At 69.4% G+C, this 20945-nt stretch carries 13 protein-coding genes; 2 read left to right on the top strand and 11 right to left on the bottom strand.

Annotated elements, in window-relative coordinates; genetic code table 11:
* Nucleotides 1–67: 67 nt before the first annotated feature.
* Complete coding sequence (locus Pla175_RS15945; protein WP_197526897.1) at nucleotides 68–760, bottom strand: class I SAM-dependent methyltransferase; 693 nt, start codon at nucleotides 758–760, stop codon at nucleotides 68–70.
* 169 nt (nucleotides 761–929) lie between these two features.
* Here Pla175_RS15945 and Pla175_RS15940 point away from each other — a divergent pair, with 169 nt between their 5' ends.
* The gene (locus Pla175_RS15940; protein ID WP_145287125.1) at nucleotides 930–1130 is read left to right on the top strand and encodes a hypothetical protein; all 201 of its coding nucleotides are present in this window, start codon (nucleotides 930–932) and stop codon (nucleotides 1128–1130) included.
* A 294-nt stretch (nucleotides 1131–1424) separates the two neighbouring features.
* On the opposite strand, the gene Pla175_RS15935 is transcribed toward Pla175_RS15940, so the two are convergent.
* The 10 genes from Pla175_RS15935 to Pla175_RS15890 all read right to left on the bottom strand — a co-directional run bounded on the left by Pla175_RS15935 (nucleotide 1425) and on the right by Pla175_RS15890 (nucleotide 18624).
* Nucleotides 1425–2222, bottom strand: a complete 798-nt coding sequence (locus Pla175_RS15935) for a transporter (RefSeq protein ID WP_145287121.1) — start codon at nucleotides 2220–2222, stop codon at nucleotides 1425–1427.
* A gap of 210 nt (nucleotides 2223–2432) precedes the next feature.
* A complete protein-coding gene (locus tag Pla175_RS15930; RefSeq protein WP_145287117.1) occupies nucleotides 2433–5414 on the bottom strand; it encodes a TlpA family protein disulfide reductase in 2982 nt (993 codons plus the stop codon).
* Between the two features lie 34 nt (nucleotides 5415–5448).
* Nucleotides 5449–6411, bottom strand: a complete 963-nt coding sequence (locus Pla175_RS15925; protein WP_197526896.1) for a prenyltransferase/squalene oxidase repeat-containing protein — start codon at nucleotides 6409–6411, stop codon at nucleotides 5449–5451.
* 224 nt (nucleotides 6412–6635) lie between these two features.
* On the bottom strand, nucleotides 6636–7478 hold the full coding sequence (locus Pla175_RS15920; RefSeq protein WP_145287110.1) for a hypothetical protein: 843 nt from the start codon (nucleotides 7476–7478) through the stop codon (nucleotides 6636–6638).
* A complete protein-coding gene (locus tag Pla175_RS15915) occupies nucleotides 7475–8395 on the bottom strand; it encodes a hypothetical protein (protein WP_231953926.1) in 921 nt (306 codons plus the stop codon). Before Pla175_RS15915 ends, Pla175_RS15920 begins: the two co-directional genes overlap by 4 nt.
* 200 nt (nucleotides 8396–8595) lie before the next feature.
* A complete protein-coding gene (locus Pla175_RS15910) occupies nucleotides 8596–11856 on the bottom strand; it encodes a GtrA domain-containing protein (protein WP_145287102.1) in 3261 nt (1086 codons plus the stop codon).
* A gap of 271 nt (nucleotides 11857–12127) precedes the next feature.
* Nucleotides 12128–14323 (bottom strand): hypothetical protein, encoded by a 2196-nt coding sequence (locus Pla175_RS15905; protein WP_145287099.1) that lies wholly within the window; start codon nucleotides 14321–14323, stop codon nucleotides 12128–12130.
* The gene (locus Pla175_RS15900; RefSeq protein WP_145287096.1) at nucleotides 14320–16398 is read right to left on the bottom strand and encodes a BatA domain-containing protein; all 2079 of its coding nucleotides are present in this window, start codon (nucleotides 16396–16398) and stop codon (nucleotides 14320–14322) included. The genes Pla175_RS15905 and Pla175_RS15900 overlap by 4 nt, the downstream gene beginning before the upstream one ends.
* Nucleotides 16395–17312 (bottom strand): DUF58 domain-containing protein, encoded by a 918-nt coding sequence (locus Pla175_RS15895; RefSeq protein WP_145287093.1) that lies wholly within the window; start codon nucleotides 17310–17312, stop codon nucleotides 16395–16397. Before Pla175_RS15895 ends, Pla175_RS15900 begins: the two co-directional genes overlap by 4 nt.
* Nucleotides 17313–17559: 247 nt before the next feature.
* The gene (locus tag Pla175_RS15890) at nucleotides 17560–18624 is read right to left on the bottom strand and encodes an AAA family ATPase (protein WP_145287090.1); all 1065 of its coding nucleotides are present in this window, start codon (nucleotides 18622–18624) and stop codon (nucleotides 17560–17562) included.
* A 273-nt stretch (nucleotides 18625–18897) separates the two neighbouring features.
* Here Pla175_RS15890 and Pla175_RS15885 point away from each other — a divergent pair, with 273 nt between their 5' ends.
* Nucleotides 18898–20844: a S16 family serine protease gene (locus tag Pla175_RS15885; RefSeq protein ID WP_145287087.1), complete on the top strand. Its 1947-nt coding sequence runs from the start codon at nucleotides 18898–18900 to the stop codon at nucleotides 20842–20844.
* Nucleotides 20845–20945 lie beyond the last annotated feature (101 nt).

Genomic DNA, 20945 nt, shown 5'->3' with positions numbered 1-20945 from the left:
GGCGACGTCCGCTCGCGTGGATGAGGTTGGGGCTCGCCCCGGGCAAGTCCTTGGCTTCGACTAGGCACTAGGTTAGGTCGGACGGCGCCGGCGGGCCATCCATGCACGCCCGCCAGCCGGCCGGGAACCGGCAGTGGTGGACCACCGCCGGCGGCAGGTTCCACCACACACGGCGCCGATCGAACGAGACCTCTGAGAGCGTCGGCCGCAAGAAGCGGTCGAGCTCGATCAGCCGCGGCCTGGCCTGCTTGGCGCCTACGCGGATCTTCAGCCAGCGGACCGCCAGGTACTCGAAGTACGAGGCCGAGCCCCCCGGCGTAAGCAGGTCCGCAAACCGCTGCAAGACCGCGGCGACCTCGCCCACGGTGAAGTTGTTCAGCGGGAGCCCCGCCACGACCGCGTCGTAGGGCGCCTCCGGCGCGAAGTCCTCCAGCGGCTGATGGAACACCCGGACGCGCGGCGCAACCGCCCGCCAGTGGGGCGCCGTGGCGAGGCGCTCCTGCAGGGTCGCGACAAACGCCGCGTTGATCTCGACCAGGTCGAGCCGGTCGGCGGGCCCCAGCCGGCGGATCAGCCGGTCGGTCACCGAGCCCGAGCCCGGGCCCGCTTCCAGCCAGCGTCGCGGCGGGGCGCCAGCGGTCGGCGGCGGGGCGTAGCGGCACAACTCCTTGGCCAGCCACCGGCTGCTGGGCGCCACGGCGCCGGTGGTGTGGAACTGGGAGCGGAACTGCCGCCAGAAAAGCCGCCGATCGCCGGGCAAGGTGGAGCTCTCCGCCGGGGGACTAGGGTGGCGCCGGGCGCCAACCCCAAAAATGGCCGACGCAACCACGCGGCGCTAGCCTAGGCTGGATGCTAGGCTAGCATAAACAACGGCACGCCTTTCTGAGCCGCAGATTGCCGCCCGACGACCCCGCCGAGAGACCCTTGCCATGAGCACCGAAGAGCTCCGTCACGCCCAACTGGTCGCGTGGTTAGAAGACCAGGGGCACGACGCCGACGCGATCGAGAAGATCCTCGACAAGGTGGCCGAGTACGACGACCGGATGGTGCACGAGTCGGTCTTCGACTCGATCGACGCCGGCAAGTTCAACCTGCAGTCGATCATCGACGAGGCGCTCGGCAAGGATTAGGTCTTTCGGAGCACCACGGAAGGGGGAGGTGGGGATGGTGTGGAGATGTGGGGATGGGTTTTGGGCGGGGCCGACCGCAAGGCGTCTCGCAGAGGCGCGACGACGCAAAGAATGGGAAGCAGTTTTTTGCGTCGTTGCGCCAGACTTTCCGTCACAGCGCAGGAGAGCTACTTGCTTGCTTAGCTCTTGGCACGTAGGCGCCCGCGTCTATCGAGCGACGCTAGCGCACCGTGAGACCATCCCCCTATCCCCAACCATCCCCACCTCTCCCTTGCGTCTTCCCCGGTCGCGCGTCTAGTAGCGCCACCCGAAGCCGACGTTCGAAAAGAAGTTGGCCGATTGGTCGTTCAGCCCCCAGCCGGTGCGGACGCCCACTTCGAGGTTGGGGGTGACCAGGTAGTGGACGCCGGGGCTGAAGTAGTGGGTCGACGACTCCGCTTCGCGGCCGTCGGTGAAGATGCCGAAGTACTCGGCGTGGATATCCCATTGCTCGGTAAGCGGGACCTTCACCACCGTTGAGGGCGCCCAGCGGGCGAAGTTGTCCCCTTCTTCCGAGCCGTCGCCGTAGCGGATCGCGGTGTCCCACAGCCAGTCGTTCGGGAGCTGCCAGCCCCACGCGTACGTGGCCACCAGGTGGGTGGCGGTCTCACGCCCGCTGGTGGGGGTGCTGGCCTGCACGATCGCGGCGCTCTGCGGCCGCCAGCCTTGCTGCTGGGTGATCTGCGCCTTGAAGCCGTACGACAGGTTGGCCTCGGTTTCAATGCCGGGCTCCTCGATGTCGCCGAAGCTCCCCGAGGAGCTCGAGATAGAGTTCGAAGCGCCGCCGACCTCGTAGTTGGCGCCGAACCTCAGCTCCAGCCAGTCGCAGACGCCGTACCGCACCAGCAGCTCCGGGAAGCTGTGCGTCTCGGCGACGTCGCGGTTGTCAATGAACGAGTAGGCCGATTCGACGATCGTCAGCCCGCAGCCCGCGGTCGCCGTCGACGGGGTGAACGAGTCGCGGTCGGTCTCGATGTGCTCTTCGCCCACCTGCGCAGCGGCGGGCCGTGGACCGAGGGCGCCCAACAGAGCGAGCAATAGAACCCAACGCATGGCGACCCTCCGTGGCGCAGCACGAGCCTACGGAGTTGTTGTCGGCGCCCCGCACGTCCCCTTGCAACAGTTCGCCGGCGCGGCGTCAAAGTCGCCGCACCTAGGACGAACGACAGGAGCCGCCGATACGCGCGGTTTAACGCCGATCGAGCGAAGAACCTTCGGTTCGTAGAGCGTATCGGCGCGTATCGGCGGCTTCTTGCGTACGCCTCAGGGCGCCGCCGGGGGGCCGGTTGGTTCCGCCAGGGCGTCGTCCAGCGCCTCGTCCAGCGCGTCGCGGAGGCGCTGCTCAAGGGCGCCGCCGCCGCCCACCAGCACGTGCGTTACGTCGCCGGCGCGGTTGATGATCACCGTCTGGGGGATCCCGGTCACGCGGTAGCGCTGCGCGGCGACGCCGTCGCGGTCGAGCGCCACGCGGGGCCGCAGCCCCAGCCGCTCGAGGGCGGCGCCGATCTCGTCTGCTTCTTCTTGCAGGTTCACCGCCACCAACTGCACCCCCTGCGCCTCGTACTCGGCGCACACCCGGTCGACGACCGGCATCGCCTGCATGCAGGGCCCGCACCACGAAGCCCAGAAGTCAAGCACCAGCACCTGGCCGTGGAACCGGTCCGGGGCGAAGGGCTCGCCGCCGGCGAGCGCGTCGTCCAGCCAGGGGAGCGTCACCGGGGGCGCCGGCTGGCCGACCAGGGGCGAGCCCCCCGACGCGCCGTCGTCCGGGGCGTCGGGGTCCTCCCGAGGCTGCTTGGCCGGGATCATCACCCACTCGTGGTACGACCGCGGCGCTGGGGACTGCTCGGGGTCGGCGCCCAGCCGGATCGCGTCGACTTCCGACAGCAACGCGCGGCACTTGCCTAGCACGTCGCTAACGCCGACGAGCGGCCCCACCGGCTCGTCGACGGTCGACTCGAACGCTTCGAGCACGAACGAGAGCCGCACGCCGTCGGTCCGCAGCAACTGCACACGCAGCGAGTCGCCGGGGGGGGCCGCCGGCTTGGGGGGCGCTGCGTCTGGGTCTGCGGGGGCGTCGTTCTTCGGCGGCGGGTCGAGCCAGATCGCCCGTGCGATCCGCGACCGCTCGAGCTGGACTTCTTCTAGCCGCACCTCCACCGTGGCGGCCTCGTCGGACAGCCCCAGCAGCCGGCAGCGGAGGTAGTCCCCCTTGGTCGAGACCAGCAGGTGCGTGGGGGCGTTCCCCTCCTGCATGCGGGGGAGGGTCAGCAGCTCTTGCCGCCGGTCGTCGGTGATCCGCCCGTCGACGCCGCGGGTGACCAGCTCGATCGCCTTGACGTGCGTGTGTGGCACGAAGTCGGTCTCGGCGTACGGGGAGCGGAGGTGGACCCCCTGCTGGTCGATCGACTCGACCGTGCACGGCAGCTTGTCGCCGCCGCGGAGATAGACGATGTGGGGCGGGAGCGTCGGCGCCGCCGGCCGGGGCTCGTCACGCGGGGCGGCCGGTTCGGCGTCGGCCGCGGGGCCGACGGCGGGCGCCACGCCGAAGACCCCCGCGATCGCCCCAAAAAAACCTTGAACCTTGCGGCGGGCGGCCCTGGGGGGCTGCGACTGGACCCGGCTCACCTTAGGCCGCGGCTCACGCAGCACCAGCGTCCCGCGCACGCTGCTGCGCAGCGGCAGGGCGTTCTGGCTGTCACGGGGCCGCCACACCAGGCACGACTTGCCCCGGCTCGCGGGTCCGCCGGTGAGCTCTCCCTTGGTGTTCGAGGCGTCTGTTTCGAGCCCGACGCTGGGGCCCGTCAAGCCGCGCGGCTCGTAGGGGGGTTGTTCGAGCGTGTGGACCGAGCGGATCGCCTCGATCGGCGTCTGGACGGGCGTCTCGCTCCAGGGGCAGGCGAGCTTCAGCCGCCCCCGGGCTACTTGGCCCGGCGCTCCGCCCAGCCGCTCGCCGCTGTGCAGGTCGACCGACACCGGCGGCCTCGGCGACGAGGCGTCGGGGCGTAGCACCACCACGGCGAGTTGGTCGAGCGTCACCGTGAAGGGATCGCCGGCGGGAGGCGCCGTGGGCTCTTCGTCGTTCTCGTCCCCGCTCTTTACTTTGTCTTTCTCTTCATCGGACCCACCGGCAATCTCTGTGAAACGCAGCGTCTTCGTGGCGGCGTCGTAGCCGACCAGCTCGGCCGCGGCAGGCTCGGCGCCGACGCGTACGACCCGCGGCCCCTCGCCGCGCAGCGGGGTCGGGGGCTTGCCGTCCCACGCGCTGACGCGGAGCCGTTCGAGGCGGATGTCGCCGCCGCGGTTGGTGAGCCGGATGCCGCCGTGCCGTGTGGCGTCGATCTGGCCGGCGACCGTTAGCTCCGCCATGGGCTCTTCGGAGGGGGTGACCGCGATGAACCGGCCCTTGGCCAGATCGAGGTACACGACGCAGTTCAATCGGCCCGGCCCCGGTTGGACCGGCCCGACAACGGCCAGGTCGGCCGCGTCCTGCAGGTCCCGCATCACGACCAACCGGTCGCCGACCGTCTCTAACGCGAACGCGACCGATTCGGAATCCACCTCTTCTTGCTGCGCGCGGTTGATAATCCCCTTGAGCCGCTGGTCCCGCTGTTGTTCGGCGATGGCGCGGGCGGTCGGCGAGTCGCCCAGCTCCAGCACAAAGCTGGGGGTCTCTTGCCACGCGAGCTCGAGCTCGATCCGCACCGGGTCCGAGAGGCCCACGTCTTGCCCGATCGAGGCGCCCGACGCGTCGGTGGCGAGCGCGCCGTGCATCAGCCGCCAGTCGTCGATGGCCGGCGACTTCCATTGGGACGGGTGGCCGGGGCCGGAGTAGATCACGTTGCTGCCCGCCTGCCGGGGCGTGATCCGGCAGACGCTCTCGCGGCGGATCTTGAGCGGCGCGTCGGGGGCAGCGGCCGATTGCACGGTGAACGACTCGGGCGACACGTCCAACAGGTCGCCGTACAGCAGGTCGCCCCCGACCAGCTCAAAACGCAGCGCGCCGGTCGGCTCCGCGCCACTCTCGGGCGACGGGAACGTGAGGCTCTCGACCGCGGGCCAGGGGAACTCGTACGCGCCGGCCGCCAGCGGCGACTCCCACCGCACCGCGCCCCCCGCCGGGCTGTCGCGCCACGTCCCCTCCAGGTAGTCGCCGCTGCCCAGCAGCAACCGGCCCACGGGCGCAGGGCCTTCGGAGGTTGGGCCTGCGCACAGCGGCGCGGCGCACGCTAGTGCGAACAGCAAGCTCCAACTCCGGCTCTGCACGTATCTCACGCGGCTACCGCTCATAGATAGGGAGGAACCGGTAGTTGAGCGCCAGCGCCAGCAGCGAGAGCTGCGTGCTGGTCTCCGGGCCGAACTGCCCGGTGAAGCTGCCGTCCTTCTGCTGCGCCTCCTTGAGGCGCCGCACCAGCAGCTTGTTCCATTTCTCCCAGGCGTCGATGTCGCCCTGGAAGAGCGCCTGCGCCTCGTAGTAGTCGCTGTACTGCTGGTACGAGCCTTGGGCCGTCTTTTCTAGGTTGCCGGTGAGGTAGCCGAGGGTCGCCTTGTGTTCGGCCAGGTCCTTGCGGCGGGCGACGGCGTACACCAAGGCCGCGATCGAGATCCGCGGCAGCGACTCGTCGAATCCATTGCCGAAGCCCCCGGAGTAGCCCACCTGGCCCCCGTCGCTGGTCATGCCGGTGAAGTACTTGATGGCCCGGTCGATCGACTCGTCCGGCACCTCAATGCCGGCGTTCCGCGCGGCCAGCAGCCCCATGAAGACCGCGCCGCTGACCGACGTGTCGGCGTCGGTCGCTTCGGGGGAGTAGCGCCAGGCGCCGATGGGGTTGTTCTTTTGCGAGGTGAGCGCGGCGCGGACGGCCAGCTCGAGCGCCGCGCCGATCGAACGCCCCTTGCCGCGGTCTTCGGCGGACCACAGCTTGCGGTCGTCGACTGCGCCGTACGCCTCGGCGAGGCCGAGCGTGGCGAAGCCGTGGTGGTACATGCTGTTGCCGAAGTAGCCGGTTGCTTCGTTCTGCGCTGCGATCATGCTCTTCACGCCGCGGCGGACGTTGTCGGCGTAGGGGCCGAAGTTGGGGTCCTCGCCGGAGGCCAGCAGCGCCATCACCGCCATGCCGGTGGTGCCGGGGCCCTGGTAGCTGCCTCCCCAGCCCCCCTGGGGGGTCTGCTTGGAGGCCAGGTACTTGAGCCCGCGGTCGTACATCTCACGCACGTCGCGGGGCACCGCCTCGCCGTGCATGGAGAAGGGGAGGGGCCCCTGGGCGCGCGAAGGAGCGAGCGCCGAGAGACACAAGAGAAGACATGCCGCCGCGCCCAAGAGTGTTGGAGCCGCAAGCGTTAGCGCCCGGAGCCGTGCCAGCGCTAGAAGCCGTGGCTGGGCAATGGCTCCGGGCGCTGACGCTTGCGGCTCCAGAGCAAGGGGCGTTCTACCCGCGTCTTCCCTTCGTAGAGAACTGCGCATTGCTATTGGTCCTCCTCGACGGGGTGCACGCCCTGGGCGCGGAGGTGCGCTTCGTAGGCGCGGCCCGTGGCGCCGATCTTCGTCAGCAGGTCCCCCTGGGCGCCCCCCACGACCTTGCGGAGCTTCTCGGCGGGGACCGTGTGCAGTTGGTACATCATGTAGTACTGGTCCTGCTGGCCGAAGGCGCTGGGGGGCTTGGTCTGGGTGAGCAGCAGCTCGATCAGGTCGCGTCGCTGCTGGTCGGTCATGGGCGCCGACTCGTCGATTAGCAGCACAAACACCTCGACCAACGCGCGGTAGCGGAAGGCGCGGCGCGCCTTCTCGTCCCGCTTGTGCTGGGCCTGCTGGGAATCGTCCAGCACGCCGCGCAGCACCTTCAGCAGCAGCGAATCGTTCGTGAAGATCCCGGACTGCGCTTCCTGCTGCAGCGGCTGGATCTCTTGCCAGATGACGTTGAAATCGTTCGGCCCCGGCTTGGTCTGGATGTACGTCCGCCGGACCCTTTCGTACTTCTCAAAGTAGCGCTCGATCTGCAGCTCGCCGGTGAGCCGGAGCTTCTCGCGCTGTGCCTCGCTGAGGCTGCACGACTTGTCGATGTTGTCGAGCGCTAGCTTGAGCTTGGCCTGGAACTGCTTGCGTTGCCCCTGGGCGGTGCGTGCGTTCTGGAACACCCAGCCCTCGAACTGATCGGGGGGGATGACCCACCGGTGCGCCTCGGCCGCGGGCTTGGCTTCCTCGAACGGCTCCCAGCCGTCGTCGTCGGCGCGGCCCACCAGCGCGACGGCCGCGACGGCGGCGAGCGCGAGCGGGCGGATCGATGCGTGAAGAATCAGGGCGCGGTTCATTGTTCGATGGGGCCGAAGAGATCGATCGGAGCCGCCGGGTCCGCGGGTTGGGGCTCGGCGCCGTCGGGCGTGAAGGGCTCGATCCGGAGGTTGTTGTTGGCGAGGAAGCCGGCTTGATCGAAGGAGACGTGCCCGTGGTTCACCCTGCCCAACCAAAGCTGCTTCTGCTCGGCGTCCAACAGCGGCACGATCAGACCGTTGGGGATGGCCGGCAGGAACTGCGGGCCGTACTGCAGCATCTGAGCGATCCCGGCCCATTCTTCCTGCCACTTCTCCTGCAACGCGGCCAGCAGCCGCTTGCGTTGGTCTGCGTTGAGCGTGAGCTGCTGGTCGATCGCGCTGACGATGCCCCGCGCCGCGGCCCGCTTGCGGAACTCGGCCCGCTTCTCCGCGTCGGCCTTGAAAACGACGAGCTGCTCCGGGGTCAACACTTCGGCGATCGCCTTGTCCAGCGCCTTATTGACCGCGACCCGTGGATCAACCACCGTTTGCCTGCCGCCGGCAAACAAGACGCCGATCTGCACCAACCCGTTTTGCTGCCCGAGCTGCTGACGGGCCACGGCCCTCACGGACCGCTCGAGCGCCCCGGCGCCCGCTTCCAAGAGCTGCGTCTGCTGCTTGGGGGTCAGGTCGCACAGAGCACGCAGGCCGTGCAGCCGGCCGTCGAGCAGGCTGCGGAACTGCGGCATCAACTGCTGCTCCATCGCCAAGACCTGAGGGTTTACCCCTTCTTCGGCCGGCGCCTCGGCGGCGGGCTGGACCCGCACCTCTACCTGAAACTGCTGGCCCGGTTTGATCTCTGCTGCCTCGACCACGGCCGGCGCTTCTACTTCTAGGAACATCGTGTCGGCGTCGACCTCAACCGGCTCGCCTTGAGCGGGGGCAGAAGCCGGGGCCGCAAGAACGAGAAGAACCACGGATAGCACGGTTTTCACGGAAAAGGACCGCCACGAAAAGGCGCGAAAAAGCACAGAAATGAAACGCTCCGTAGGCATCGATGTCGGCAAGCGCAGAAAGCTCTGCACGCCTCTGCAAATCTTCTTTGTGCATGTTTGTGCCTCTTCGTGGCCAACGTCATTGTGGCTGTCGTACACCGTACTACTAGTGGTTCGCGTCATTACGAGTTCTCCCCGGGGTTCTCCAGCCGGCTGAAGTACTCGTCGAGGCCCGCGCGGAACTCGGCGGGGAGGGCTTGGCCCGTTTCGCCGGTGGTCTGTTGGACCTCGTGCGCCTCGCGTACTTCTTTCTCGTTGACGCCGCGTCCCAGCAGGGCGATGGCCGGGGTGTTGGTGTCGCCGCCGCCGCCGCCGCCGGGCGAAGCGCCCCCGCCCCCGCCACCCTTGGGGTTGATCTTCTTCGAGGCCAGCAGCAGCTCGATCGCCTCGGTCTCGGCCGCGACCGCCTGTGGGCCGGTGTCGGGCCGGGCCAGGATCCCGGTGGCGTCGCCCATCACCCCCTCGACCGCGGTTAGCAGGTTCAGCTCCCTGCCGAAGTGGCGCCACGCGTCCTGCAGCTCCAAGATCCGCTCGCTCAGCGCGACCGTGCGGATACGCAGCCCCTCTTGGCCCACGCTCAGCCGCTCGGCCTCGCCCGCGTGGTCGGCCTCACCCACCGCGGACCGCGCCTGCTCTGCGACGCGGGTTTCTTCGCGGAGGTTGATCTCTCCTTCGAGGATCTTCATCGCTTCGAGCACCAGCGAAGGAGGCAGGCTCTCGGGCGACGCGCCCCCGGGGCAGCTCCCGGCGCAGGCCGGGTCGACCAGGTCGTCGCCCCAGCGGTCGAGGGAGTCGGACCAGTACTCGCTCTCGGCGATCGCGATCCCCTGCTTCTGGGTGAGGTCCCCCTCGAGCCGTCGCAGGCCCCCCAGCACGTCCCCCTCGCGCATCTCGTCCAGCACCTGCTTGAAGCGGGTCATCTGCCGGCGTTCGAAGTAGGCGTCCATGTCGTCCATGATGTAGGAGACCTGCAGGCCGCTCTCTTCTTGCTTCTTGACGAGCGTCTTGAGCACCTCGCGCGGCTGCTGGGGCACCGCGCTGAGGACCTTGCCGAAGCTCTCCGGCACGGCCTCGCCGGCGCGGCCGGCGATCTGGTACTGCGTGCGAGAGGCCGCCTTCAGGCGTTTGACCAGGGTGCTCCCCTCCAGGTTGGCGAGGATCTCGTTGAGCTCGTCGGCGATCTTGTCGAACTCGGCCAGCAGCCCCTCTTGCTCGGTGACCGCTTCTTCTAGCTTGTCGCCGGCCGGCGACGGTTCTTTCTTCTCGCCCTTCTTGGCCGCGCCGGCGACGGTGGTCACCGGCAGCGTGAGCTTGGCGCGTGAGGCCTTCTTCTTGGTGGGGTCCGCCTCGTCGTCGAGCGCGTCGGGCGAGCGCTGGCTCGACTCGCGGTCGACCAGCGACGGGGCGGGGGGCTTGGAGTTGGGGTCGGCCTCGGCCGCCTTGCCCCCCCCCGACGTGTCGCGCACCTGGCCCGCCATCGGGGCGGTCGGCTTCTTGACGCTCGAGGCGAGCTTCGGCGCGGCGGACGAGCGCTTCAGCAGGTCGGCCACCGTCGGCATCCGGTTGGCCGCGATTTCGTCCAGCAGGCCCAGCATCTGCGCCCATTTCTCGAGGTGCCCCACGCCGATCTCGGGGTTGCGAGACGCCTCGCGCACCAGCTCGGCCCCCGCCGCGGTGAGCCGCGCCAGCCGGCGCCCGTTGGCCTGCTCCGCGTCGGCCTGCGCCTGCACGCGGCTGCGTGTTTCGGGCAGGTCGAGCTGGTCGGCCGCCAGGGCGCGGATCGCACGGTTCTCTTCGTAGAGCTGCAGCTCGCGGTCGCGGACCTCCAGCGCCTGGCGGCGCCACTTGCTCAGTTGGTCGGTCATCCAGATGGCGTGCTGGTCGGGCGACAGGACGTACAGCACGTGGGGGGCGGAGTAGACGCGTCCGCGGTCCGGGAAGTAGTCCTCAACAAACGCCCGCACCGCCAGCGGCTGGGGCGGGATCCCCAACGACTCGGCCGAGAAGACGCCCTGTGCGTCGGCAGATTCTGCGTGCGGATCGCCGGAGGCGAGCACCCGCTCCCCTTCGGAGGGCGCCTCGACGGCGCCCGGGAATCCCCGCCACTGGAATCCGACGCGCCGCACGCCGAAGTCGTCGCGCGCCCGGACGGTAAAGTTGATCAGCTCCGATTCAAGCACGACTTTTTGCCCCGGCAGGTTTTCTACGATCAGCGTCGGCGAGGCGTCTTCCAGTGCAGAGATCGAGAGCTCCAGCGGCGCCGCGCCGGTCAGGCCGTGCCGGTCGGTCCATTCGAGCCGGCGCGACGTGTTCTCTTCGACCGGCGCGGCCGGCGCGTCGAACTCCGCGCCGCGGGGCGTGCTGGGGGCGCCATCGACCGCGGCCGAGGCCAGCGGCCGGCTGGCGGTGGCCGTGAGCGACACGCGGCTCCCCTTCACGGCCGAGAGGGCGCCGCCGCGGGCGTCGCGCTCTTGGGGCTCGGTGCGGCCGAGGTACTCCGGCAGCTCGACCCGGGCGGTGAGGCTGACGAGCTCGGGGCGGACGGTCGGCTCGATCCGGATGGTCTGCCGGGCGTCGCCGACGCTCAGCCGCAGCGCGTCGGGGGTGATCTGCGGGGGGACGACGAGCGTGTAGCCGTCTTCGGCCAGCGAGGCCTCGACGGGCTGCTGCCGGCCGACGCGGGCGTGGGCCTCGGCGGGGCGCCACTCGGAGCCGGGACGCAGCGCCACGTTCAGGTCGAACGGCTCGCCGTGGGCCACCACCAGCGCTTGCGGCAGGGGCTCGAGCGCGGCGAACGTGTAACGCGGGTCGTCGCCCCACGGCCGCAGCAGCCGCGCCCAGGCGTTTTGGGCCGCCGCGGGGAGCAACGCGGCCAGCGCGACGGCGGCCAGGGCGCCGAGCCCGGCCACGGCGCCCCACGCCGGCCGCCGCGACGGCGGGGTCGCTTCCGACAGGTCGCGTGCGGCCGCGTCGAGCGCGGTTTGGTTCATCGCGGCCTCAACCAGCACGGGGGAGCGCGACTGCTCCGAGCGGTTCTCGGCCAGCTCGATCACGCCCAGCAGTTGGTCGCCCAGGCGGGGCATCCGCCGCGTGAGCAGCCGCGCCAGTTGCTTGGGGGTGCGGCGGCGCCAGACCCAGCGGTGCAAGAACCACGGCGTCACCGCGCATCCGGCCAGCGCCGCGAAGAACACCGCCGTGCGGACCGCCGCTGGGGTGTCGACCAAGCGGTCCATCACGAACACCGCCAGGTAGGCGATCGCCACGCTCGCCACGCCGATCGCCAACGCCTCGCTGAGCTTGAGCAGCCAAACCCGCCCGCGGTACGCGCGTAGCTGCGCTTGGAGCGAGCTAGGAACTCTCAGCGGATCGCCTTGCTTAGCCATGGTCGGCGCTCGTTAGTTTGGTAATGGGAAGACGACTGTTGCCCACGAATCTCTCGAATCAAACGAATAAGGAACCGCCGATGCACGCTGATGGACGCAGATAGAAAAAGAGGATCAGACGGATGTTCGAAAATCTGCGTCCATCGGCGTGCATCGGCGGTTTCAAATCTTGCCGTCCGTCTCTGTGTTCTCTGCGACTCTGTGGTGAACCTTCTTCTACCTGTCTTCTATTCGTTTCATTCGCGTGATTCGTGGGCAACCGTCCAACAAGTCAGATTAATCCTACCGTCTTCCGCAGCACCCAGAATACACCCAGCAAGCAAATCAGCGTGCCTGCGACGATCGGGTGGCTCCAGAGCTGCAACCGGCGGATGGCCGGGGGGGGATCGGGGAGTGAGGCAAGATGCGTGATGGCTTCTTGGGCGCGGTCGATAGCGATGGTCCGGCCGCGTGTGACGCGGGCGATCTCGTCGAGCACCTCGATGCGGGCCGGGCGGCCGACCTTTTCGGCCGCGTCTCCCTGCACGTAGAACGACGCCTCGAGCGACTCGCCCGTCGGCTGGGCGCTCAGGGTCACCTGGTGCTTACCCGGCTCGGCGGCGGCGTACTGGCCGCTGTAGGCGCCCCACTCGTCTCCCACGGAGCGTAGGCGGACCGTCTCTACGGCGCCGGAGGGGGCGACGATCCGCGCCGCCACCTCGCCGCCGCTCAGCGGCTCGCCTGAGCGCTCCATCACGTTCGCGCTGAGCGTCATGGTCTGGCGGACCTCGGGTTGGTCGGGGGAGTAGTAGAGCCGCATGGTTTCTCCCTTGGCCATGTTGCGTTGGTAGGCCATCCAGCGCACCACCTGACCCCAGAAGCGGTAGTGGTACTTGTCTTCTACCCCCTTGCGCCACCGCCACGCGCCGTCGGTCCCCATGAACAGCACCTTGCCGGCGCCGAAGGTGCGCGTCACCAGCAGCGGCAGCCGCCCGTACTGGTTGGCGGACGACTCGTGCACGCACAGCACCTCGCTCCCCGCCTTGGCGCGCACCACGGGGGCGTGCCACTGGAAGCCCGGCAGCTCGTTCCAGATTTCTGCGTTCTCGTCCAGCGTGTCGGCCAGCTTGGTCAGCAGGCTGCGGCGCCCCAGGGCGGTGAGCTGGAAGTGCTCCGCCCGCTCCGTGCCCCAGCCGTCGGGCTGCGAGGGGTCGAGCGTCACCGGGTAGAGGTCGGCCAGCTCGGTGTCCAGCAGGCTGAGCTGCCTCCCCTGCCAGCCCGGCATCACCACCAGCCCGCTGGCCTGGTGCTCTACCAGCCCCTTGAGCAGCCGGCACTGTTCGGTGGTTAGCTGGCCGGTTTCGCAGCCCACGTCTCCCAGGAAGACCACGTCGAACTTCGCCAGCTCGTCGAGCCCCTCGGGGAACTGTTTAATGTAGTCGGTGTTGCCGCCCCCCTGCTTGGTGAGCCCCGGATGGAACAGCAGGCACGCCACCTCGATGCCGGGGTCGCGTGAGAGCGCGTTGCGCAGGTAGCGGTACTCCCACCGCGGGTAGCTCTCCACTACCAGCACCCGCAGCTTCTCTTCGCGCACCGCGATGGGCGCCTTGCGCGTGTTGTTGTCGCTGAGCGTCTCCTCGCTCACCGGCGGGACGGCGAGCGTCACCGTGTAGTCACCCGTCGACGCGGGCTGCCAGTCGATCGAGTCGGTCGAGCGGCCCATGGCCGCGATGCGGACTTCTTTGGTGATGGTCTCGCCGCTAGAGACGGTCAGTTGCACCGTGGCCAGGTGGTCGCGCGGCAGCGAGCTCTCGATGGTGAACGGGATGCGGACCCGCTTGCCGGCGATGCCGAACGTCGGCGCGTCGAGGCTCACCAGCTCGATATCGGGCAGGGGGATCGGGCTGCCGACGGGGATGGCCACCACCGGGGTCGAACGCAGCCGAAGCCGCGCCGCCGCCTCGACCGGCGGGGGGCCCGCGTTCCAGTCGCCGTCGGAGATCATCACCACCCCCAGCAGGTTCGGGTTTTGCTCCAGGGCCGCGGCCAGCGGCGCGTTCAGGTCGCTCGCCTTGTTTGATTCGGCGGACGAGAACGGCGTGATCACTACGTTCAGGTCCTGGTCCAGCTTCTCCCAGAAATCGGGCTTGGTGAGCGGCGCGATCGCCTCGCCGCGGGTGCTCAACTGGCCAACCGACGAGGGGCGGTTGACGTCGCGCGTCTGCATGCTGATCGAGTCGTCCCACAGCACGGCGACGGTCGGCCGCTCGTCGGGGCGGAACTCCTGGACCCACTCGGGCTGGTTCAAGAGCACCGCGGCAGCGGCGACCACCGCAAACCGCAGCAGCTCCAGCAGGCCGATCGAGCGGCGGTAGCCGCTGCGACGCCACGCGACCACGCCCAGCACGGCGGTCACAACCACGGCCAGCAGCGACAGCCCCAGGCTGAGCGGCGTTGATAGGAACATCAGCGAGCTGGTGGAGGTCATACCGCGGCCTCCACGGGACGCTCGGCGCGGCGGCCGATCGGCACGGTCTGCGGCTTCTCTGCGACCGGCGCCGCGATGCGCGGCAGGCAGAGCGCCGCCTCGGTCACCAGGGCGACGATCATCGCCCCCAGGAACAGGCGCCAGACCTCGCGCAGCAGACCGGCGCCATCGCCGACGACCCCCGCGACCCGGTCGAAGGCGAGCCCCTCGAACAGCCGATCGACCCGGGCCGCCGGCACCGTGTCGGTGCGTCCCTCCGCCAGGGTCCGGTTGACGGCCGCCAGCTTGTCGCCCCCTTCATACACTCCCTGGTAGAAGCAGTAGTCGGTCGAGAGCGCCTCGGCCGCGGCGGGGGAGTCGTCGCCGGCGGTGCGGCGCCACGGTTCGGGTGACGCGGCGAATGGTTGGCCCGCCGGCTCGTTGCGGGTGTCGCCCAGCCGCTGGGCGCCGGCGTCGATCACGCGCCGCAGCGCGGCGTACAGCACGACGCCGTCCGAGGCGAGTGTTGAGTCGCGCGGTTCGGTAGTGGTGGCGATGAAGTACACGCCGCCGTGGTCGGTCACGGCGCGGCCCACCAGCGGCGCCCCGCCGGGCAGGGTCGCCAGCGTGTTGAGCTCGCCGGAGAGCGTGCAGTACCGGCTCACCTTCCAGCGACCCACCGGGAGCGACGCGCCGCTCTCGGTCTTGACGAGCAGGTCTTGGTCGCTGCGCCAGTTGTCGGGCGTGAGGGGCTCGGCCGGTTCTTGCCAGGCCTGCCAGCGGACGCCGGCGAACGAGGCGCCCGTCGGCGCCGCAGGGGGCAGGAAGATCACCTGGCCCCCGCGGTCGACCAGCTCACGCAGCCGCTGGGCCGCGTCGCCCGTCGGCAGCGGCGCCTGCCACACCACCAGCGCCAGCGTCTCCCACGCCACGGCGCCCAGTGCGTCGGGCGTGGCGGTCTCGGCCGCGCTGCTCACCGCCGGCGAGGGCGAGATGGACGCCGCGAGCCGCACGGCCCGGGCCCGGTCGGGGGCGTCGGTCACCACCAGCGTCCGGCGGACCACCGGCTCGTCGTACACGAAGAACGCTTGGTCGTCCGCCGGGTTCGAGTCCGCGGGGAGCGACACCCGGCCCCAGCCGCGCGTGGCGCCCGCGGCCAGCGGCACGCGGTGGTCCTTCAGCTCGAACCCGACATTGGTTAGTTCGATGTTCATCACCGACGGCGCGCCGTCGATCTCTAGCCGCAACGGCAGGGCGATCTTGGCGGGGGCGTCTGGCCGGCCCGGCCGGCCGGGGGGGGCCGAATCGCGCGTCACCTCCAGCGACAGCACCAGGTCCGACCCGCCGCCGGAGGGCTCGCGGCGGGCGTCGGTGACGCGGACCGCCAGGTTCGGCTGCGCGGCGCTCGCGTCTGACGCGTACGTCAGCAGGTGGAATCGCACCTCCTGCGGAAACTCCAGGATGGCGCTGCGCAACGACCCCCAGCGCCCGTCTTCCGGCTGCCAGTCGTTCTCGCGCAGGTCGGAGGCGATCCACACCTCGGTCCGCCCCGGGTTGTTCGCTTTGATGTAGTCGTGCACCACGCCGAGCATCGCCGGCACGTCGGCCGAAGCGCTCACGCCGGTGGTCTGCGGCGCGTCCAACAGCGCCGCCGGCGAGCTGATCTCTTGCGGCTTGAGCGTGGCGCTATCGATCAGCACCCACCGCTTCGAGCCGAGCGTCTGGAGCGTGTCGACCAGTTGCCGGCGGGCCGCGTCCAGCTTCGATACGCCGGCGGTGCGCTGCTGCATGCTGGGGGAGCGGTCCAGCAGCACGATGGTGGTGTCGGCCTGGCCGCCGGCGGTCAGCCCCAACCAGCCGCTGGCCAGCGGGCGGCTGACGGCAAACAGCAGCCCGGCGATCGCCAGCACGCGCATCGCCATGATCAGCCACTGCCGCAGCCGCCGGAAGCCGCGCGACATCTGGTTGGCGGACAGCAGGAACTGCATCGCCCCCCAGTCGAGCGTCTGGTAGCGACGCTGATTAATCAGGTGGATGATCACCGGCAGCGCCGCGATCGGAAGCGCCGCCAGCATCCAGGGTTGCAAGAAGCTCATCGCCCGCTCCGCTGCTGGGTGCGGCGCACGAGGAACTTCATCAGCGTCTGCTCGTACGGCTCGTCGATCCGCACGCGGTGGTAATCGACCCCCGTCTCTAGCACCGCGGTGCGCAGCCCCTCCAAGTACTCGGCCAGGGCCTTCTGGTAGCGGCTAGCGATCTCGGTCGGCTCGGCCAGGATGCTGGTCCCCCCCTCCATGTCCACAAACCGCGTCGGGCGGCGGAACTGGAAGTCTAGCTCTTGCTGCTCCAACAAGTGGAACGCCGCCAGGTCGTGGTGGCGGAACCGCAGGTGCTCGAAGCACTCGCGCAGCAGCGCGGGGTCGGCGAACAAGTCGGAGATAACGATGATCAGCGCCCGCTGGCGGACCGTCTCGGCGAGCTGGTGCAGCACGTCGACCAGGTGCGTGGGGCCGACCGGCACGACCTTCTCGAGCGTGTCGAACAAGTGCGCCAAGTGCGCTGGGTTGCGGCGAGGCGGGATGTCTTGCACGATGCCATCCGCGACGCAGGTCAGCCCCACCGCGTCGCCCTGCTGGATCGCCAAGTAACCCAGCGTGCCGGCCAAGCGGCGGGCGTACTCGATCTTCGACAAACCCCCGCCCGCGGGGCCGAACCGCATCGAGCCGCTGGTGTCGACCACTAGGCAGCAACGCAGGTTGGTGTCGGCCTCAAACTCCTTCACATACCGCCGCCCGGTGCGCGCTAGCGCCCGCCAGTGCAGCCGGCGGAGGTCGTCGCCCGGCACGTACTTGCGGTACTCGGCGAACTCGACACTAGAACCCCGGTGGGGGCTGCGGTGCTTGCCCGAAACGCCCCCCTGCATCGGCTTGCGAGCAAACAGCGGCACGCCCGCCAGCCGCGCCAGCACGGCCGGCTCGAGGAACGACCGCGGTGGCTGTTGGGTGGGCATGCGTAGCCGATAACGCTAGGTAGAAACGGGATGAACCACGGATTGCACGGATAACTGGCGACAACGAATCTTTCGAGCCGGTAGCGTCAGCGCCCGGAGTGCGGTGGGTACACGCGTCGCAACCCGGAGTAGAGCGACGACACGCGCCGCTCCGGTCCGCGCGTGAGTCGAGTGGGTTCGCGCCACACCCCGGGCGCTGACGCTACCGGCTCGATCGCAAACCCACTCACCAGTCACTACTCACCACTCACGCTTCGCTGTCCATCTCTTCCAACAACCGCCGCACGACCTCTTTGGCGTCGATCCCTTCGGCCTGGGCCGCGAAGGTGGTGATGATGCGGTGCGTTAGCACCGGCGCGGCCACCTCCTGCACGTCTTCGAGCCGCACCATGTAGCTTCCCAGCAGCGCCGCGCGGGCCTTGGCGCCGAGGATGAGGTTCTGCACGGCACGCGGGCCGGCGCCCCACGCCACCAGCGGGCGGAGCCACTCGGGCGCCTCGTCGCGGCCCGGCCGTGTCTTGCGCACCAGCCGCGCGGCGTAGGCGTAGATGTGGTCGGGCACCGGGACGCGGCGCACCAGGTGCTGGTGGGCGATGATTTGCTCGGCGTCCATCAGCCGGTCGAGCGTCGGCAGCGCGTCGCCCGTGGTGGTGCGGGCGATCTCGATCTCCTCCGCCTCGCTGGTGGGGTAGTCCAGCTCGATCAGGAACATGAACCGGTCGAGCTGCGCCTCGGGGAGCGGGTAGGTCCCTTCCTGCTCCACCGGGTTCTGGGTGGCCAGCACCAAGAACGGGGGCGACAGGTCGAACGTCTTGCCGACCGTCGTCACCCGGTACTCTTGCATCGCCTCGAGCATCGACGCCTGCGTCTTCGGCGGGGCGCGGTTGATCTCGTCCGCCAGCACCACGTTGGCGAACACCGGCCCTTTGACGAACTCGAACACCCGGCGCCCGTCCGAGTCTTCTTGCAAGATGTCGGTGCCGGTGATGTCCATCGGCATCAGGTCGGGGGTGAACTGGATCCGGCTGAAGTCCAGCGTCATCGTCTCGGCCAGCTTGCTCACCAGCAGCGTCTTGGCGAGCCCAGGCACCCCCATCAGCAGCGCGTGGCCGCGGGCGAACAGGCTGATCGCCAGCAGCTCGATCACGTCGTGCTGCCCGATGATCACCCGGCCCAGCTCCTCGCGCAGCTTGGCGTAGGCCTGCCGCAGCCGGTCGACCGCCTCGACGTCGTTCGCGCTGAGGGCCTCGTTGTTGTTCGGCGCGGCGGGGGCCGAGTTGGTCAGCGCGTCCGAGGAGGAGGTCAGCGACATAGCGGGCCCAATGCGGGGGGTCGGATTCTAGCGATTGGAGCAGCGGGGCGCCGAAGATGGTCGGCCACGGCGGCTACGGTAGCGTTTCGCCGCCGCCCCGGGATTATTGACGCACGGGGGCCGAAAGTCACCCTTCCGGGGAAAGAATGTTCGGCCGGCCGCCGGCGTCAACGGGCAATTGTGGGGCGTTGCTGCTGGTTTTTGACTTGCCGACGCGGGCGGAGCATAGTGGTTTTTCGGCCGCTTCCGACGCAATTACCACCGAGACGATTGATGCACGCACGACGATCCGCGCTGGCTTTGGCGATGGCGCTGTTGGCCGCCGGCCACTGGACGGCGTGCCTCGGGGCCGAACCGGTCACGGTAAACGCGCTCTCCTACTACCAAAGCGGCGGCCAGGTGGGGGGCGTCTGCGGGCCGGTCGAGATCTGGTTCGATCAGAACCCCGGCAAGTCGTTCCGGCTGGCGTTTATTGAGGACGAGATCGACGGCTACGGCGAGTTGTGGCGCGCCGCTGCGTGGCAGGCCTCGCTGGTGGCCGCCGACCTCTCGGGCCGCGACGTCGCCGGCGTGCGGCTCTTCTTCCAGCGGAGCGGACGGGTCGACGGCCCCAGCGCCGGCGCCCTGACCACCGTCGGCGTGCTGGCCGCGCTGCGCGGAGACAAGGTGCTGAGCGACGTGGCGATGACCGGCACCATCAACCCCGACGGCACCATCGGCCCCGTGGGGGGCGTGCCCCACAAGATCGACGGCGCCGCCGCGGCGGGCATGCGGCTGGTGCTGATCCCCTACGGCATGCGCAACGACCGCGACGAAACCCTCGGCCGCGACGTCGACCTGTTCCAGCGGGCCGCCGACCGCGGCATCGAGCTCCGCGCCGTGGGCGACATCTACGAGGCCTACCGCCTGGCGACCGGATCGGAGCTCCCGCGCCCCGCCCCCGCGCCCGTGCCGACGCTGGGGAACGCCAGCTACCAACAGGCAAAGATCATCACCAGCAAGTGGCGGCTCCGCTTCCGCGAAGAGGCGGCCGAGTACGACCGCATTCCGGAAGACCACAAGAGCGAGTACACCGAGGCGATGATGGAGTGGGCGCGCGAGGTGGAGGAAAATGTAGACGACCATCTCGCACAAGGGGTGGCCCCGGCGGCGCTGGTGGCCATCACCGAAGCCGCCAGCTCGGCGGCGCTGGCCAATGAAGTCGCCCGGACGATCTGGGTCGACAATGACCGCGGCCGCGAGGGGGCCATCGAGTACGCCCGCCTGTTCGCCCAGGCGCCGATGAAGCGCCGCATGGCGATCGACCGGCTGAAGAACGCGTCGCCCCGCACGCTCGGCGCCCTGGGGACCACGATCTACGCCTACATGAGCCTGACCGAAGGGATCACCTACGAGAACCTCGGGAACCTGATGCTGAGCGGGAAGCTCGAAAAGCCGATCCTCACACGGGTGACCGAGGAAGACGACGTAGAGTTGGAGCGGATCCTCGAGGCGGTCTATTACATGCAGATGGCCGCCGCCGATTACGACTACGTCGAAGACGTGCTCGACCTGGCCAGCCGCGTCGAGGGGCGCGCCACCCCGGCTTCGATGCCCCTGGAGGCGACGGCGGACTTTTTCCGCCGCGCCGCCCAGGCGAACCTGAACCAGTTCGAGAAGCTGGTGATCGACCAAGCGGCCGACGGGGCGGGGGTCACCTACTCCCGCGCCAAGGACGCCATGCTCAGCAAGGACGAGCAGTACCTGCTGGCGTGGGGCGCCCAGCAGTTCTCCCAAGCAGAAATGTTCCGCGAGTTCGAGGGAGATCAACTGTCGCTCGCGCGGCTGGCCCTCGCGATCCGCACCTACACGCTGTCGTCGTCGCTGGTGGCCAACCACTACTCGCTGGGGGTAGAAATGGACGACGAAGGCTATATCGTCGACGTCAAGCGCGACGCGCCGCTGAAGTACATGCTCGACTTCGCCGAAGACCAGACGCGCCGGAACATCCAGCTTCTGAGAAACGAAGACGTCGACCCCTCCGACGTGGTGTTCGATTACGTCTCGGCGGGGATGCTACGCGGGGGCGATCAGGGCGAGCAACTCCAAGCCCTGCAGTGGTACTGGGAGGCCAACACCGTGGCGCGGACCATCGCCTACCTCGGCGGGTTCGCCAAGCAGGCCCCAGAAGGGGGCGCCGAAGCGGGCGCCGTGGCGGACGACGTCAAGGCCGCGAAGTAGCCCCGGCCGTCTGACACGCGTTGATTGAACCCGAGCACGCGGGGCGATAGACTAGCGGCACGGCAAGGCCGCTGGGCCCCAGCGCAACACGCGTTGCAGGT

This window comes from Pirellulimonas nuda (genome assembly GCF_007750855.1).
Lineage (GTDB): Bacteria > Planctomycetota > Planctomycetia > Pirellulales > Lacipirellulaceae > Pirellulimonas > Pirellulimonas nuda.
Note: the sequence above shows the minus strand (reverse complement) of the source record. Positions and strands in the feature narration are given on the sequence as shown.

Excerpts from the sequence above, each read along its gene's own strand:
- Pla175_RS15940 (WP_145287125.1), top strand. The coding sequence starts at position 930 with ATGAGCACCGAAGAGCTCCGTCACGCCCAACTGGTCGCGTGGTTAGAA.
- Pla175_RS15935 (WP_145287121.1), bottom strand. The coding sequence starts at position 2,222 with ATGCGTTGGGTTCTATTGCTCGCTCTGTTGGGCGCCCTCGGTCCACGG.
- Pla175_RS15925 (WP_197526896.1), bottom strand. The coding sequence starts at position 6,411 with ATGCACGGCGAGGCGGTGCCCCGCGACGTGCGTGAGATGTACGACCGC.
- Pla175_RS15920 (WP_145287110.1), bottom strand. The coding sequence starts at position 7,478 with ATGAACCGCGCCCTGATTCTTCACGCATCGATCCGCCCGCTCGCGCTC.
- Pla175_RS15910 (WP_145287102.1), bottom strand. The coding sequence starts at position 11,856 with ATGGCTAAGCAAGGCGATCCGCTGAGAGTTCCTAGCTCGCTCCAAGCG.
- Pla175_RS15905 (WP_145287099.1), bottom strand. The coding sequence starts at position 14,323 with ATGACCTCCACCAGCTCGCTGATGTTCCTATCAACGCCGCTCAGCCTG.
- Pla175_RS15900 (WP_145287096.1), bottom strand. The coding sequence starts at position 16,398 with ATGAGCTTCTTGCAACCCTGGATGCTGGCGGCGCTTCCGATCGCGGCG.
- Pla175_RS15895 (WP_145287093.1), bottom strand. The coding sequence starts at position 17,312 with ATGCCCACCCAACAGCCACCGCGGTCGTTCCTCGAGCCGGCCGTGCTG.
- Pla175_RS15890 (WP_145287090.1), bottom strand. The coding sequence starts at position 18,624 with ATGTCGCTGACCTCCTCCTCGGACGCGCTGACCAACTCGGCCCCCGCC.
- Pla175_RS15885 (WP_145287087.1), top strand. The coding sequence starts at position 18,898 with ATGCACGCACGACGATCCGCGCTGGCTTTGGCGATGGCGCTGTTGGCC.